This window comes from Streptomyces sp. NPDC006309 (assembly GCF_040613095.1).
In the GTDB taxonomy this organism is placed as follows: Bacteria; Actinomycetota; Actinomycetes; order Streptomycetales; family Streptomycetaceae; genus Streptomyces.
Window position 1 is genome coordinate 354,766 of sequence record NZ_JBEXRO010000005.1, and the last position, 14,841, is coordinate 369,606.

Annotated in this window: 13 protein-coding genes, 5 tRNA genes and 1 riboswitch; of the genes, 10 read left to right on the plus strand and 8 right to left on the minus strand. The window is 72.3% G+C overall.

Annotated features, from left to right (window positions below):
• The first annotated feature begins 134 nt into the window (after positions 1-134).
• Positions 135-1,193: an ABC transporter permease gene (locus tag ABZ117_RS10690; RefSeq protein ID WP_356819322.1), complete on the plus strand. Its 1,059-nt coding sequence runs from the start codon at positions 135-137 to the stop codon at positions 1,191-1,193.
• Here the strand turns inward: ABZ117_RS10690 and ABZ117_RS10695 are convergent.
• Positions 1,190-1,537, minus strand: a complete 348-nt coding sequence (locus ABZ117_RS10695) for a hypothetical protein (protein WP_356819324.1) — start codon at positions 1,535-1,537, stop codon at positions 1,190-1,192. The two genes, ABZ117_RS10690 and ABZ117_RS10695, sit on opposite strands and share 4 nt — an antisense overlap.
• Positions 1,538-1,948: 411 nt before the next feature.
• On the opposite strand from ABZ117_RS10695, the gene ABZ117_RS10700 reads away from it, so the two are divergent.
• The gene (locus ABZ117_RS10700; protein WP_356819326.1) at positions 1,949-2,089 is read left to right on the plus strand and encodes a hypothetical protein; all 141 of its coding nucleotides are present in this window, start codon (positions 1,949-1,951) and stop codon (positions 2,087-2,089) included.
• A gap of 76 nt (positions 2,090-2,165) precedes the next feature.
• Here ABZ117_RS10700 and ABZ117_RS10705 read toward each other — a convergent pair.
• From ABZ117_RS10705 to ABZ117_RS10720, 4 genes are all read right to left on the minus strand, one after another.
• Positions 2,166-2,239: transfer RNA gene (locus ABZ117_RS10705), tRNA-Phe, on the minus strand.
• A 24-nt stretch (positions 2,240-2,263) separates the two neighbouring features.
• Positions 2,264-2,338 (minus strand) — tRNA-Asp (locus ABZ117_RS10710).
• A gap of 36 nt (positions 2,339-2,374) precedes the next feature.
• Positions 2,375-2,447, minus strand: a tRNA-Glu gene (locus ABZ117_RS10715).
• An 80-nt stretch (positions 2,448-2,527) separates the two neighbouring features.
• Complete coding sequence (locus ABZ117_RS10720; protein WP_356819328.1) at positions 2,528-4,048, minus strand: metallophosphoesterase; 1,521 nt, start codon at positions 4,046-4,048, stop codon at positions 2,528-2,530.
• 116 nt (positions 4,049-4,164) lie between these two features.
• Between ABZ117_RS10720 and ABZ117_RS10725 the strand changes: the two genes are divergently transcribed.
• The 5 genes from ABZ117_RS10725 (at position 4,165) to ABZ117_RS10745 (ending at position 9,552) form a co-directional block, all read left to right on the plus strand.
• Entirely contained in the window at positions 4,165-4,515 is a 351-nt protein-coding gene (locus ABZ117_RS10725; protein WP_356819330.1) for a metallopeptidase family protein, read from the plus strand.
• Positions 4,516-4,603: 88 nt separating this feature from the next.
• Complete coding sequence (locus ABZ117_RS10730; RefSeq protein ID WP_356819332.1) at positions 4,604-5,122, plus strand: hypothetical protein; 519 nt, start codon at positions 4,604-4,606, stop codon at positions 5,120-5,122.
• 212 nt (positions 5,123-5,334) lie between these two features.
• Positions 5,335-7,575 (plus strand): DEAD/DEAH box helicase, encoded by a 2,241-nt coding sequence (locus ABZ117_RS10735; RefSeq protein WP_356819334.1) that lies wholly within the window; start codon positions 5,335-5,337, stop codon positions 7,573-7,575.
• 200 nt (positions 7,576-7,775) lie between these two features.
• Entirely contained in the window at positions 7,776-9,380 is a 1,605-nt protein-coding gene (locus ABZ117_RS10740; protein WP_356819335.1) for an amino acid permease, read from the plus strand.
• A gap of 99 nt (positions 9,381-9,479) precedes the next feature.
• Positions 9,480-9,552: transfer RNA gene (locus ABZ117_RS10745), tRNA-Lys, on the plus strand.
• A 114-nt stretch (positions 9,553-9,666) separates the two neighbouring features.
• On the opposite strand, the gene ribA is transcribed toward ABZ117_RS10745, so the two are convergent.
• The gene (gene ribA, locus ABZ117_RS10750) at positions 9,667-10,320 is read right to left on the minus strand and encodes a GTP cyclohydrolase II (protein WP_356819337.1); all 654 of its coding nucleotides are present in this window, start codon (positions 10,318-10,320) and stop codon (positions 9,667-9,669) included.
• 101 nt (positions 10,321-10,421) lie between these two features.
• The gene (locus ABZ117_RS10755; protein ID WP_356819339.1) at positions 10,422-10,943 is read right to left on the minus strand and encodes a MarR family transcriptional regulator; all 522 of its coding nucleotides are present in this window, start codon (positions 10,941-10,943) and stop codon (positions 10,422-10,424) included.
• Between the two features lie 77 nt (positions 10,944-11,020).
• On the opposite strand from ABZ117_RS10755, the gene ABZ117_RS10760 reads away from it, so the two are divergent.
• The gene (locus ABZ117_RS10760; RefSeq protein ID WP_356819341.1) at positions 11,021-12,157 is read left to right on the plus strand and encodes a dihydrofolate reductase family protein; all 1,137 of its coding nucleotides are present in this window, start codon (positions 11,021-11,023) and stop codon (positions 12,155-12,157) included.
• Positions 12,158-12,200: 43 nt separating this feature from the next.
• Here ABZ117_RS10760 and ABZ117_RS10765 read toward each other — a convergent pair.
• Positions 12,201-12,274, minus strand: a tRNA-Met gene (locus ABZ117_RS10765).
• Positions 12,275-12,569: 295 nt separating this feature from the next.
• A riboswitch (cyclic di-AMP (ydaO/yuaA leader) is annotated at positions 12,570-12,739 on the plus strand.
• Between the two features lie 7 nt (positions 12,740-12,746).
• On the opposite strand from ABZ117_RS10765, the gene ABZ117_RS10770 reads away from it, so the two are divergent.
• Positions 12,747-13,811: a M23 family metallopeptidase gene (locus ABZ117_RS10770; RefSeq protein ID WP_356819342.1), complete on the plus strand. Its 1,065-nt coding sequence runs from the start codon at positions 12,747-12,749 to the stop codon at positions 13,809-13,811.
• Positions 13,812-13,885: 74 nt separating this feature from the next.
• Positions 13,886-14,830: an aldo/keto reductase gene (locus tag ABZ117_RS10775; RefSeq protein ID WP_356819392.1), complete on the plus strand. Its 945-nt coding sequence runs from the start codon at positions 13,886-13,888 to the stop codon at positions 14,828-14,830.
• The last annotated feature ends 11 nt before the right edge of the window (positions 14,831-14,841 follow it).

A 14,841-nucleotide genomic window follows, 5' to 3' on the forward strand; every position in this document is an offset into this window, starting at 1 on the left:
GGCGGGGTCCGGGGTTCGGTCCTCACCGGCAGCCGGCCCAGGGTCCGGCCTCGCCGATGACCACGTAACCACACCCCTGCGAACAGCCGAGGTCGTCCCGGCGGGCCGGCGGGACATGACCTAGCGTGGTCGGTATGCCCGATTCCCCCCACGGAAGCCACGGCCGCCCCCCTACCCGCGCGGAACGCTGGTCGGCGTTCCGGGAGTCGCCCTTCCTGCCCGCCTCGGTCCTGCTGTTGATCATCGCCGCGGCCGCCGGTCTCTTCGCCGGTTCCTACACGTACGCCATGGCCGACCCGACCCCCCACAACATCCCCACGGCGGTGACCGGCTCCTACGGCGGGCCGGCCGCCCGGCGGTTCCTCGACGGCATGGAACAGGCCCTGGGCGCCTCGCTGAAACTGCATCCGTACGGCAGCCGGGAGGCCGCGGTGCGGGCGGTGGACGAGCAGAAGGAGTTCGCGGTGGTGGAGGCGTCCGCCGACGGCCGGTCGATCAGGGTCGACGTGTCGGGGGCGTCCGGGGCGACGGTCGCCCAGGTGCTCGGGGAGGCCGCGGTGAAGGTGGGCAGGGCCACGGGCACGACCGTGACGGTCCATGACCTGAAGCCGTCGCAGCGGGGCGACCCGCGCGGGCTGGCGATCTTCTACATCTCCCTGGCCGCCGTGATCATCGGCTTCGTCGGCTCCATCCAGCTGAGCGTGCACGCGCGCGCCCTGAATCCGCTGGAGCGGGTCGCCTTCACCGTGGCCTACGCGCTGCTCGGCGGGTTCGTGATCGCCGCGGTGGTGGACTGGCTGCTGGGCGCGGTGAAGCTGCCCTTCCTGGAGTCCTGGGGGATCCTCAGCCTGACGATGTTCACCACGGGCATGGTGTTCACGATGTTCAACACCCTCGTCGGGCGCTGGGCGATGCTGCCGACCTGGGGACTGATGGTGCTGCTGGGCAACCCGTCGTCCGGCGGTGCCGTCTCCTGGCCGCTGCTGCCGTCCCCGCTCGGCGAGATCGGCCGCTGGCTGCCGCCCGGCGCGTCGGTGAACGCCCAGCACACCGCGGTGTACTTCCGGGGCCACCAGCACGCGTTCCCGTTCCTGGTGCTGACGGGCTGGGCGGTGGTCTCCTGCGCGGTCTTCCTGATCTGGCGGCACCGGCACCCGGGCGGCCGGCCGGTCGGCCCGGCGCACGCGGCCTAGGGGACGCGCTGGGCGGGCGGGGCCGGCGGGGCGGGCGGAGCCGGTGGGGCCGGCGGGGCCGCTTCGGTGTGCCGGGGGAAAGTGCCGTTCCCGAGGGCGATGGACCGCGCGGTGTTGGAGACGGCCTTGATGCCCAGGTAGGCGGTGGTCATACCGCTGACGGCGGTGAAGGCGGCCGTGAGGATGCCGACGATCACCGCCTTGTCACCGCCGAGCCGCCACACACCGAAGATCGCGACCGCGGCGATCGCCAGATTGCTGATGACGACCGCCAGCAGCCCGTACCGGGCCCGGATCTTCTCCAGGTCGGCGTCCCCGATGGCTCCGGTCCCGTTCCGGTTCATGTCTCCCCCGCCCCCTGCGCACCACCCGCGCACCACCTGCGCTCCGCCTGAACGTAGTGCCGGGCGGGCGCGGTGCCAAGGTTGTCCGGCGCCGACGCGGTCCCTCGGCGGCAACGGCGGGGGCCCCTCCGACTGCGTCGGGACGAGGCTTTCACTGTCGTGGGCTGCCGTTGGCGTACGGCTTGGCGTACGTCTCCCTGGCGCCCTCGACGGGTGGCCGACAACAGGTCTTCTGGAGGATGGAAGTGGTCGACCTCGCAGAGACGAGAGCGGAGCGGGTCGAACTCATCGATCAGATGCACGCCGCCTCCCGCCGATGCCTGAGCGAAGTGACCAGGACCAGCAGAGACGTCTACCTGGAGGGGCCCTGCGGCAGCGGCGAAGGCTGCGGGAGAACTGGGTCGCAAAGCCGTGGACGCGCATCTCCTACTGATACGGCTGCACGACGGCACGGAGCAGACCCGGTCCGCTTGCAACGACGCGTACCGCAGCTTCAGCGAGCAGCACGTGCGCTTCCTGGACGCGGCTCGGGTGGCGCTCGAGGTCGGATGACGAGGCGCGAAGCACTGTGAAAGAGCCCCTCTCCGTTGACGCCGGAGAGGGGCTCATGCCCTGGTGAGGGCTGCGGTGGCTGGGGCCGGGGTCGAACCGGCGACCTTCCGCTTTTCAGGCGGACGCTCGTACCAACTGAGCTACCCAGCCACGGTGTTTCACGTGAAACACCAGCGGTCCTGACGGGATTTGAACCCGCGGCCTCCACCTTGACAGGGTGGCGAGCACTCCAAGCTGCTCCACAGGACCAAGCGTGCGTGCAACAGTGTTGCACACGGTAAAGCGTGCCCCCAACGGGATTCGAACCCGTGCTACCGCCTTGAAAGGGCGGCGTCCTAGGCCGCTAGACGATGAGGGCTATCGGCCCGCCTGGGCGCTTCTCAGCGCGTCGGGGACGTGAGAAGCATATGGGATGGCGCGGGGTATCGCCAAAACGGTTTACGGCGAGGTGGCGGAACCGGCCGGGGAGGGCGTGCGCGTGGGACCGGCACCCGGCTTGTTCTCGTCCGCCAGGTGGCGGCTGACCTCCGCCGTCGTCAGCCCCAGGCCCCCCAGCTTGATCGCGTCCCACGCCTGGAGCCTGCGGCTCTCCCGGTCGAAGTACAGGATCGAGGCCTCGATCGGCGCGGGATCCCCGTGCTCCACCGCACGCAGCCCGCTGCCGCCCGTGGAGCCCTCCATCCGCAGCCGGGTGCCGTACGGCAGCATCTGCGTACCCTCGTGGTGCAGGTGACCGCAGAGCACCAGCGGCACCTCGCCGTCCGTCTCCCGGGCGGCGGACGGCTCGTGCGCGACGGCCACGTCCGCCGGGGTGCCGGCCGTCCGCTGGTCGCGCAGGGCACTGGCCAGCCGGTCGCCCGCCAGTTCCTCGGACGCGTCCCGGCCGATCGCCGCCGAGCGGTCGGGGGTGAACTGCGGATCACCGATGCCCGCGAACCGCAGGCCCGCGACCGTCTCCGCCCGGCCGTCGTCCAGGACGTGCACGTTCCGCATGCGCGCCAGATATCGCTGGGTGGCCCGGGAGTCGTGGTTGCCGCGCACCCACACGTACGGCACGCCCAGCTCCCGGACCGGGTCCAGGAAGCCGTTCTCCGCCGCCGTGCCGTGGTCCATCGTGTCGCCGGAGTCGACGATCACGTCCACCTTGTACTGGTTCACCAGCGAGGCGATGATCTTCCAGCTCGCCGGGTTGAGGTGGATGTCCGACACGTGCAGGACCCGGATGGTGGAGGGGTCGGGGCGGTAGGCGGGCAGTGTGGACGTGACGTCGTAGAGCTTCGTCACGTTCGTCACCAGCCGGGCCAGTTCCTTCTGGTAGACGTCGAACTCCGTGACGATGCTGCGCGCGTTGCCGACCACGGACGGCGCCGAGCTGAGCAGCCCGGAGAACCGCGGCTCCAGGACCGACTTCGGGTTCCAGGTGGCGTACGCCGACGCGCCCGACGCGGCCAGCAGGACCAGCGCGAGGCCGCCGGCGGCCAGGGCCGGGCGCGGGCGGCGGTAGACGGCGAGCCCGAGGGCCGTGGCCCCGGAGACCACCGCCACACAGGAGCGCACGGCCAGGTCGAGCGTGCCGTGCTCGACGTCCCGGGCCACCTCGTCCTGGAGCCCGGAAAGCCGCTCCGGGTGGTCGACCAGGGCCTGGGAGCGCAGCGGGTCCAGCTGGTCGACGTTGACGTCCAGGCGGACCGGTGCCACATGGCTGTCCAGGGTGAGCGCGCCCAGCGGCGACACGTTGATCTTCGTGCCGCCGGTGAGGGAGGGGCGCAGCGCCATGGTCGTGTCCATCGGGCCGACCGGGGCCCGGACGTTGCCGACGACCAGCAGGCCCAGCCAGGCGCCGAGCAGGACGACCGCGGTCAGCCCGAGGGCGCGCCGCCAGGGGCGGGGCCGTGCGGCGGGGTCGAGGCAGGGGAGCGGGCGGGCGGTGCGGGTGCGGTTCGAGGTCCGGTTCGGCATGGTGCGCGGGGCTGCGAGGGGGACGCGGGCCATTGGTCCCGTATGCCCAGGTGCCGACGCGGATATGCGGCGGTCCGGAACGTACGCACGGGCCTCGCGTGCCGGACAATGACGGTGTGCTGGAGATGACGCGCGAGGAGTTCGAGGAACTGGTGGCCGAGGCGCTCGACCGGATCCCGCCGGAGCTGACGCGGCTCATGGACAACGTGGCCGTGTTCGTGGAGGACGAGCCGCCCGCCGGTGACCCCGGGCTGCTCGGGCTGTACGAGGGCACTCCGCTGACGGACCGGGGTGAGTGGTACGCCGGTGTGCTGCCGGACCGGATCACCGTCTACCGCGGGCCCACGCTCAGGATGTGCGAGAGCCGCGAGGACGTCGTCGCGGAGACCGAGGTCACGGTGGTGCACGAGATCGCCCACCACTTCGGCATCGACGACGCCCGGCTGCACGCCCTCGGTTACGGCTGAGCGGCGATGGGCGCGGGACGCGTGTCCTCTTGCGGGCGGCGGGAGTTGGGAAGGTTGACTTCTTCCCCCGCCCCCGGAGGTGGCCGCCGTGCGCCCCTTGAACGTACCCGCCCGTCTCGCCGTCACGGTGCTGGCCGTCACCGCCGCCGCGGGCTGTATGAACGTGGGTGACGACGCGGGCCGTGCCCGGCCCGCCCACTCCGCGGGACGGCACGGCGCCGACGCGCCCGGCGGCGGCCCGGTGGGCGGTGCGGACGGCGTGGGCGGCCCGGGCCGTGAGGGGCCGGCGGCGGACGGCAAGCACGGGCACGGCGGCAAGAGGAAGCCGGGCGGGTCACCGTCGGCGTCGGCCGGCCCGACCGGGGCGGGCAGCGCCTCCGCCGTCCCGGCGAAGCCGGGGAAGAGCGCCGGGCCCGGGGATCCGGCGCCGAGCAAGGTGCCGCCGACACCGCCGGCCAGCACCGCGCCGCCCGAGCCGCCCGCCTCCACGCCGCCTCCGCCGGTCTCGGAGCCGCCGTCGGCGGAGCCGTCGTCCTCGGCGCACGAGGAGACCGGACCGCAGCTGGTGCAGCGGGAGCCGGCGCCCGCGGCGGGCGTCGCGGCATGATGTGACCTGGCCTTATGTGCTCGGTTTGCCTTCAGGGGCAGTGGGTGCGTATGGTAGTAGATCGTTTGATCCCATTTGCCCGGCGCCATCAGAGAGCGCCGTGTGGCGCGTACTCTCTCCCTTGCCGTGGCGGACCGCATTGAGGCGGTCGTGAGCGAAACACGGAGTTGACGGGCGCGTGCCGAAGAGACTCCGGAAGGTTTCGCATTCGCATGTCCGTGTCCAGTACTGACCAGATCGTCGTGTCCGAGAACGAGAACGAGAACGCACTCGTCGACGTGACGACCGAGGTCACCGAGGCCCCCGAGGCCGCTGACACCCCCCAGACCACCTTCGCCGACCTCGGTCTCCCCGAGGGCATCGTGCGCAAGCTCGCACAGAACGGCGTCACCACCCCCTTCCCGATCCAGACCGCGACCATCCCGGACGCCCTGACCGGCAAGGACATCCTCGGCCGCGGCCGCACCGGCTCCGGCAAGACCCTCTCCTTCGGTCTGCCGACCCTGGCCACGCTGGCCGGCGGGCGCACCCAGAAGCACAAGCCGCGTGCCGTCATCCTCACGCCCACCCGCGAGCTGGCCATGCAGGTCGCCGACGCCCTCCAGCCGTACGGCGACGTCCTCGGCCTGAAGATGAAGGTCGTCTGCGGCGGCACCTCGATGGGCAACCAGATCTACGCCCTCGAGCGCGGCGTCGACGTCCTCGTCGCCACCCCGGGCCGGCTGCGCGACATCATCAACCGCGGCGCCTGCTCCCTGGACGACGTGCAGATCACGGTCCTCGACGAGGCCGACCAGATGTCCGACCTGGGCTTCCTGCCCGAGGTCACCGAGCTGCTCGACCAGGTCCCGGCCGGCGGCCAGCGGATGCTCTTCTCCGCCACCATGGAGAACGAGATCAAGACCCTCGTCGACCGCTACCTGAACGAGCCCGTCCTGCACGAGGTGGACGCGGCCCAGGGCGCGGTGACGACCATGTCGCACCACATCCTCATCGTGAAGCCCAAGGACAAGGCGCCGGTCACCGCCGCGATCGCCTCCCGCAAGGGCCGCACGATCATCTTCGTCCGCACCCAGCTGGGCGCCGACCGCGTCGCCGAGCAGCTGCGCGAGTCCGGCGTGAAGGCCGACGCGCTGCACGGCGGCATGACCCAGGGCGCGCGTACCCGCACGCTGGCCGACTTCAAGGACGGTTACGTCCACGTCCTCGTCGCCACCGACGTCGCCGCCCGCGGTATCCACGTCGACGGCATCGACCTGGTCCTGAACGTGGACCCGGCCGGTGACCACAAGGACTACCTGCACCGCGCCGGCCGCACCGCCCGCGCGGGCCGCACCGGCACCGTCGTCTCCCTGTCGCTGCCGCACCAGCGGCGCCAGATCTTCCGCCTCATGGAGGACGCCGGCGTCGACGCCGCGCGCCACATCATCCAGGGCGCCGGCGCCTTCGACCCGGAGGTCGCCGAGATCACCGGCGCCCGCTCCATGACCGAGGTGCAGGCCGAGTCCGCGGCCAACGCCGCCCAGCAGGCCGAGCGCGAGGTCGCCCAGCTCACCAAGGAGCTGGAGCGCGCCCAGCGCCGCGCGACCGAGCTGCGCGAGGAGGCCGACCGGCTGGTCGTCCGGGCCGCCCGCGAACGCGGTGAGGACCCGGAGACCGCGGTGGCCGAGGCACAGGCGCAGGCGACGGCGGCCCCGGAGTCGGCCGTGGCCGCGGAGCCGGCGGAGCGGGAGACCGAGCGCGAGGAGCGCCCGGCCGCCGCGGCGCCGTACGAGCGCCGGGAGCGTCGCACCTTCGACCGTGACCGTGGCGAGCGGGGCGGCTTCGAGCGTCGTGACGACCGCCGTGACGACCGGGGTGGCCGTGGCTTCGAGCGCCGTGACGACCGCGGTGACCGTGGCGACCGCGGTGGGCGTGGCTTCGAGCGTCGTGACGACCGCGGTGGCCGTCCGTTCGAGCGTCGTGACGAGCGCCGCCCGTTCGACCGTGACCGTGGCGAGCGGGGCGGCTTCGAGCGCCGTGACGACCGCCGTGACGACCGGGGTGGCCGTGGCTTCGAGCGCCGTGACGACCGCGGTGACCGTGGCGACCGCGGTGGGCGTGGCTTCGAGCGTCGTGACGACCGCGGTGGCCGTCCGTTCGAGCGTCGTGACGACCGCGGTGGCCGTCCGTTCGAGCGTCGTGACGACCGCGGTGGCCGTCCGTTCGACCGCGACCGTGACCGTGGTGAGCGGGGCGGCTTCGAGCGCCGTGACGACCGCCCGGGCTTCCGCCGTGACGAGCGCACCGGACACCGGGGCAGCGACCGTCCGTTCAACCGCGACCGCCGCGACGACCGCCCGGGCTTCCGCTCCGGTGGCCACGAGCGTCCCACCGGCCGTCGTGACGACCACCGCGGCACCGGGTCCTTCGGCCGCCGCGAGGACAAGCCGCGCTGGAAGCGCAACGGCTGACGCCGAGTGAGCGAGGAAGGGCCCGTACGACTCCGGTCGTACGGGCCCTTCCGGCATTCCCGGGGTGTTCGCCGGCCCCCGGCCCGGGGGCGCGACAGCGTCACCACCCCCGGCACCCCCCCAGCGGCGAGATCGCGCCCCCTACCCGCCGACGGCCCTATGACGCATGTCACGCCCTCGCGCAGGGAATTGCTGGGGGCATGACAGAAGACGCGAGGGCGGGCGACAGTGCGAGCGAACCGCGGAAGGCGTCCGGCGGCCCCGGCCTGTCCGAAGCCCCCGATCCGCCCGGCGTACCCGGCGTACCCGGCCCGCCCGGTCCGTCCGACGAGGAACGGCTGGCCCAGCTGGGTTACACCCAGGTCCTCGCCCGCCGGATGTCGGCGTTCTCGAACTACGCCGTCTCCTTCACGATCATCTCGGTCCTCTCCGGCTGCCTGACCCTCTACCTCTTCGGCATGACCACCGGCGGCCCCGCCGTGATCACCTGGGGCTGGGTGGTGGTCGGCCTGATGACGCTGTCCGTGGGCCTGGCGATGGCCGAGATCTGCTCGGCGTACCCGACCTCGGCGGGCCTGTACTTCTGGGCCCACCGCCTGGCACCCCCGCGCTCGGCGGCGGCCTGGGCGTGGTTCACCGGCTGGTTCAACGTGCTGGGCCAGGTGGCGGTGACCGCGGGCGTCGACTTCGGCGCGGCCTCCTTCCTCGGCGCCTACCTGAACCTCCAGTTCGGCTTCCGGGTGACCCCGGGCCGCACGGTGGTGCTGTTCGCCGCGATCCTCGTCCTGCACGGCCTGCTGAACACGTTCGGCGTCCGGATCGTCGCGTTCCTGAACGGCGTGAGCGTGTGGTGGCACGTACTCGGGGTGGCGCTGATCGTCACCGCGCTCGCGTTCGTCCCCGACCACCACCGGTCGACGGCGTTCGTCTTCACCGAGTTCGTCAACCGGACGGGCTGGAGCAGCGGTCCGTACGTGGTTCTGCTGGGTCTGCTGATGGCCCAGTACACCTTCACCGGTTACGACGCCTCCGCCCACATGACCGAGGAGACCCACGACGCGGCCACGGCCGGCCCCCGGGGCATCGTCCGCTCGATCTGGACCTCCTGGATCGCCGGGTTCGTCCTCCTGCTGGGCTTCACCTACGCCATCCAGTCGTACGACGCGGAACTGGCCTCCCCCACGGGCGCCCCGCCCGCCCAGATCCTCCTGGACGCCCTCGGTTCCACGGCCGGCAAACTCCTGCTGCTGGTCGTCATCGGCGCCCAGCTCTTCTGCGGCATGGCGTCCGTCACCGCCAACAGCCGCATGATCTACGCCTTCTCGCGGGACGGCGCGCTGCCCTTCTCCCGCGTATGGCACACGGTCAGCCCGCGCACCCGCACCCCCGTGGCGGCGGTCTGGCTGGCCGCGCTCGGCGCCCTGGCCCTCGGCCTGCCCTACCTCATCAACACGACCGCGTACGCCGCGGTGACGTCGATCGCGGTCATCGGGCTGTACATCGCGTACGTCATCCCGACCTTCCTCCGCGTCCGCAAGGGCGCCGCCTTCACCCCCGGTCCCTGGCACCTGGGCCGCTGGTCACGCCCCGTCGGGATCGCCGCGGTGAGCTGGGTGGTGGCGATCACGGTCCTCTTCATGCTCCCGCAGGTCTCCCCGGTCACCTGGAAGACCTTCAACTACGCCCCCGTCGCCGTCCTGGCCGTCCTCGGCTTCGCCGCCACCTGGTGGCTGGCCTCGGCCCGCCACTGGTTCCTGACCCCCGCCTCCGCGCCGGCAGCCACGCCCATCCCGGCCGAAAAGTAACGATCCCGCGCACTCCCGGCCCTCCGACATGGCCGTGTCCCCGATACCCGATCGGAGACACGGCCTCCTCCCGCTATGCTCGGACAGGCAACATCGCCTGGGCCCTTAGCTCAATTGGCAGAGCAGTGGACTTTTAATCCATTGGTTGTGGGTTCGAGTCCCACAGGGCCTACGGCTGCGGGGGAGGGTTCACCCCCTCCGACCTGCTACGCGGCGCCCGAGCCGGCTTCGGCCGACTCGGGCGCCGCGTCGTTCTCCGGACCACGGTCCGCTGCTTGCGCGCTCGCTACCCCGTCGTCAGCCCCGTCAGCCCCGTCAGTTCCGGCAGTTCGGCCAGCGGCAGCGTGTGCTGGGTGTGGAGGACCTTCGCGCGGAGGTAGCGGACGTTGTGGTCCGTGGGGAAGACGCCGGTCGGCACCCGGTCCCGTACGGCCACGCCCAGGGCGCGCAACTGTCCGGCCTTGTCGGGGTTGTTGGAGAGCAGGTCCAGCTCGCTGACGCCGAGGGCGGTGAGCATCTGCGCGGCGGCCGTGTAGTCGCGGGCGTCCTCGGGGAGGCCGAGGGCGGCGTTCGCCTCGTAGGTGTCGAGGCCCTGGTCCTGGAGGGCGTAGGCGTCGAGCTTGTTGTAGAGGCCGATGCCGCGGCCCTCCTGGCGGAGGTAGAGCAGGATGCCGCCGCGGCCGGCGATGCGCTCGACCGCCTCGCGCAGCTGGGCGCCGCAGTCGCAGCGGGCCGAGCCGAAGACGTCGCCGGTGAGGCACTCGGAGTGCAGGCGCACCAGCGGGACCGGGCCGGGGTCGCCGAGGACGACGGCGATGTGCTCCTGGTCGTCGGCGAGACCGTGGAAGGTGACGAGTTCGGCGTCCGCGCCGTAGCCGTCGGCGAAGCGCAGCGGTACCCGGACGCGGGCGCGCGGGGTGGCGGCGGGGATGTCGGGCATGCGTGGGGTCTCCGTGTCTGCTGTCTGCTTCAGGTTTGAAGCAGCTGCCGGCTCCGGACCCTACCTCATGCTTTAAAGTTCAAGCAATGTCGCGTGGCGCGCTAGCCCGAACAGGGCGACGACCGCCGGCGCCACGGCACGTCCTCCGCCGCGGCCCCGCCTTCGCCGTCCTCCCCCTGGAGGCCGCGCGCGATCCCCGCGCAGATCTCCTCGAGCTGCCCCACCTGCTCCGGGGTCAGCCGGTCGAACAGTGTGGCGCGCACCGTCTCGACGTGCCCCGGCGCCGTACGCTCCAGTACGGCCATCCCCTCGTCCGTCAGCACCGCGAGCGAGCTGCGCCGGTCCTGGCCGCAGGTCTCCCGGCGCACCAGGCCGTCCCGTTCCAGCCGGGTCACCCCGTACGTCAGCCTGCTCCGCGTGATCTTCAGCGTCTCGGCGAGGTCGGTCATGCGCAGTCGCCGGCCGGGGGCCTCGGAGAGGTTGGCCAGTACGGAGTAGAACAGGTGGGCCATGCCCCCCTCCTGCTGGAGCTGCCGGTCGATCGCGTCCTCCAGCAACCGGGACGCGGCGAGGTAGGCGCGCCAGGCGCGCTGCTCCTGCGGAGTGAGCCAGCGGGTCGTCATGCCGCCAGTGTAGGTTTGTTCCAACTTTGAACCAAGACTTCGGCCGGTCCACCGGGCCGCCGCGAGGGAGTACGCCGATGCCCCTGCCGTACGTACTGCTGTCCGCCGCCGTCTCCCTCGACGGCTACCTGGACGACACCGGCCCCGAACGGCTCCTGCTGTCCGGCCCGGCCGACTTCGACCGGGTCGACGCGGTACGGGCCTCCGCCGACGCCATCCTGATCGGCGCCGGCACGATCCGCGCCGACAACCCGCGTCTGCTGGTCAACTCCGCCGAGCGGCGCGCGGCGCGGGTCGCGGCGGGCCGGCCGGCGTACCCGCTGAAGGTGACGGTCACCGCCTCCGGCGACCTCGACCCGGGCGCCCACTTCTGGCACACCGGCGGCGACAAGCTCGTCTGCACCACCGACGCCGGCGCCGGCCGGGCCGCGCGTCTCCTCGGCGGCACCGCCGACGTCGTGGCGCTCGGCCCCGTCCTGGACTGGCGGGCCCTGCTGGAGCATCTGCACGACGTGCGGGGCGTCGAGCGCCTGATGGTCGAGGGCGGCGGCCAGGTCCACACCCAGCTGCTCCAGCAGGACCTCGCCGACGAACTCCAGCTCGTCCTCGCCCCGCTCCTCGTCGGCGACCCCGCGGCCCCGCGCCTGTTCGGCCCCGGCGCCTACCAGGACGGACGCCTGCGCCTGACCGAGACCCGCCGTATCGAGGACGTCGTCCTCATGCGCTACGAGCCCACGGCCCCCGGCACCGGTCCGGTCCCCACCCCGGCCGACCGTCACTGGCTGCGCACCGCCTGCGAACTCGCCGCCCTGTGCCCGCCCTCCCGGACGGCGTTCAGTGTGGGCGCGGTCGTGGTCGCCGCGGACGGTACGGAGCTGGCCCGCGGCCACTCCCGCGAAGGCGCCGACCCTGTGGTCCACGCGGAGGAGGCGGCCCTCGCGAAGACCGACCCGGCCGACCCGCGCCTGCCCGGCGCCACGGTCTACAGCAGCCTGGAACCCTGCGCCCGCCGCGCCTCCCGCCCCGCCCCCTGCGCCGAGCTGATCCTGCGGGCCGGGGTGCGCCGGGTGGTCACGGCGTGGCGGGAGCCCGACACGTTCGTCGCGGCGGCCGACGGCTCGGGTGTGCTGACCGGCGCGGGCGCCCGGGTCGTCGTACTGCCGGAGCTGGAGTCCCTCGCCAAGGCGCCGAACGGGCATCTGCTCGCCGGATGACACTCAGGGCCGGAATCCATTGGATTCCGGCCCTGAGTTCCAGTAGCGGGGACAGGATTTGAACCTGCGACCTCTGGGTTATGAGCCCAGCGAGCTACCGAGCTGCTCCACCCCGCGTCGTTGTGTCTCTACTGTACGCCATCCACAGGGTGCGATGCACATCGCTTCCGCGGCCCCCCGGCAGCTGTGACGGACCGTGATCGGGTGGGCCCTGTGCGGTGACGGTCGAGTCACCATCAAAGCCGCGAGTGACTCCTGTACGTCGGTCAACTCGCCCGCTTTGTGCATGTCATGACCGGTAAATCCCCAGGTTTGAACATTGATGATCATGGCGAACAGCTTGGAAAGTGACTGGCGGGTCTATTAACGTTCGATAACGCAGCGCGGTCGTCCCAGCCGTCACCGACGGCTCCGCGCGCACGCGCCGAATCCCGCAAGGGAACCGGGGAACCACCACCCTGGGGTGAATCTCGCGAACGCCGACGTGGAGCCCACACGGTCCACGACCGGTATACGCGCGTAGGAGACCTTCCCGCTCCGAACCCGTCAGCTAACCCGGTAGGCGGCGGAAGGAAAGGAGCACGCCCGCGTGGCGTCCAACCGCCCTGCCCCCGAAATCCCGTTCGTGCCGGCTCGGCGCGAGACCGAGACCTTCGGCTACGACGCCCACCGGGCCGACGCGGGCCCCTGGGAGGAGTGGAACCCCACCGAGGACTCCGTCGCCCCGGTCCGCGGCCGGCACCGGGTCGCCAAGCAGCGCGGCGGCTTCGCCCGCAGCTCCACCGTCCTCGGCGTCGGCGTGATGGCCGCGGTCGGCGCGGGCGGCATGGCCAGCGCCAACACCGGCAAGCCGCCGGTCTCCCTCTCCCTGCCGGACCTGCCCTCCGTCGGCTCCCTCTTCGGCGACACCGCCACCGAGGCGCCGCAGACCGCCACGACCGCGCTCAGCAGCGTCGGCGTGGCCTCCGCCGAGGACCAGCGGGACACCGACGCGGGCGAGGCCCTGCGCAACCGGATCATGGCCCAGGCCGAGCAGCAGCAGGGCCAGGCCGACAACAAGGCCACCGCCGTCGCCCTCGCCGCCGCCGAGAAGCAGAGCGCGGCCGCCGCCGCCCAGGCCGAGAAGGAGGCCGCCGCGAAGGCGGCCGAGGCCAAGGGCGAGGCGGAGGCCGCCGCCGCGAAGAAGGCGGACCAGAAGGCCGCGAAGGCGGCCGAGGAGAAGCGGCTGGCCGAGCCGGCGAAGCCGGCCGGGAAGTACACGCTGCCCACCTCCTCCTACACGATCACCTCGACGTTCGGCCAGGCCGGCACGATGTGGTCCTCCGGCCACCACACCGGCCTGGACTTCGCCGCCCCCACCGGCACCCTCATCAAGGCCATCCACGGTGGCACGATCACCGAGGCGGGCTGGGCCGGCTCCTACGGCTACCGCACGATCCTCACCCTGGACGACGGCACCGAACTGTGGTTCTGCCACCAGTCCTCGATCAACGTCACGGCCGGCCAGAAGGTCACCACCGGCGAGGTCATCGGCCGGGTCGGCGCCACCGGCAACGTCACCGGCCCGCACCTGCACCTGGAGGTCCACCCCGGCGGCCAGGCCGCCGCCATCGACCCGATGGCGTGGCTGCGGGACAAGGGCCTCACCCCCTGACGGTTTTGCGGGAACTTGGCGCCGGCGGCGGATTGTGATCATCGCCGCCGGCGTTGTAGTGACGTATGACCTCACTGACATCACTCCGCACACTCGGCTCCTCCGACCTCCGGGTCTTCCCGCTCGCCCTCGGCGGCAACGTCTTCGGCTGGACCGCCGACGAGCAGGCCTCCTTCGCCGTCCTCGACGCCTACACGGCCGCCGGCGGCAACTTCATCGACACCGCCGACTCCTACTCCGCCTGGATCGAGGGCAACCGGGGCGGCGAGTCGGAGACGATCATCGGCAAGTGGATCAAGGCCCGCGGCAACCGCGACGACGTCGTCATCGCCACCAAGGTCAGCCAGCACCCCGAGTACCGGGGCCTGTCCGCGGCGAACATCAAGGCCGCCGCCGACGCCTCGCTGCGCCGTCTGGAAACCGACCGCATCGACCTCTACTACACCCACTTCGACCAGCCCGAGGTGCCGGTCGAGGAGATCATCGGCGCGCTGGACGAGCTGGTGAAGGCGGGCAAGGTCCGGCACATCGCCGCCTCCAACATCAGCCCCGAGCGCCTCCGGGCCTCCCTCGACCACTCCGACCGCGAGGGCCTGGCCCGCTACGTCGCCCTCCAGCCCCACTACAACCTGGTCTCCCGCGACACGTACGAGGGCCCGCTCCAGGACCTCGCCGCCCGCGAGAACCTGGCCGCCGTCCCCTACTTCTCCCTCGCGTCGGGCTTCCTCACCGGCAAGTACCGCCCCGGTACGACCGTCGACAGCGCCCGCGCCGGTACGGCCCGCAAGTACGCGGACTCCGAGGGCGGCCGGCGGGTCCTGGCGGCCCTGGACGACATCGCCGCCGCCCACGAGGTCCCGGTCGCCACGGTCGCGCTGGCCTGGCTGGCCGCCCAGCCGACCGTCACGGCCCCGATCGCCTCGGCACGCACGGTGGAACAGCTCCCGGCGCTGCTGGGTGTGGCGGACCTGACGCTCACGGACGACGAGCTGGCCACCCTGACCACGGCCTCCGCGTAGCCCCCCGGCCC

Coding starts and splice junctions, on each gene's coding strand:
- ABZ117_RS10720 (WP_356819328.1), bottom strand. CDS start 4,048: ATGCCGAACCGGACCTCGAACCGCACCCGCACCGCCCGCCCGCTCCCC.
- ABZ117_RS10690 (WP_356819322.1), top strand. CDS start 135: ATGCCCGATTCCCCCCACGGAAGCCACGGCCGCCCCCCTACCCGCGCG.
- ABZ117_RS10695 (WP_356819324.1), bottom strand. CDS start 1,537: ATGAACCGGAACGGGACCGGAGCCATCGGGGACGCCGACCTGGAGAAG.
- ribA (WP_356819337.1), bottom strand. CDS start 10,320: ATGCCCGACATCCCCGCCGCCACCCCGCGCGCCCGCGTCCGGGTACCG.
- ABZ117_RS10735 (WP_356819334.1), top strand. CDS start 5,335: ATGTCCGTGTCCAGTACTGACCAGATCGTCGTGTCCGAGAACGAGAAC.
- ABZ117_RS10755 (WP_356819339.1), bottom strand. CDS start 10,943: ATGACGACCCGCTGGCTCACTCCGCAGGAGCAGCGCGCCTGGCGCGCC.
- ABZ117_RS10760 (WP_356819341.1), top strand. CDS start 11,021: ATGCCCCTGCCGTACGTACTGCTGTCCGCCGCCGTCTCCCTCGACGGC.
- ABZ117_RS10740 (WP_356819335.1), top strand. CDS start 7,776: ATGACAGAAGACGCGAGGGCGGGCGACAGTGCGAGCGAACCGCGGAAG.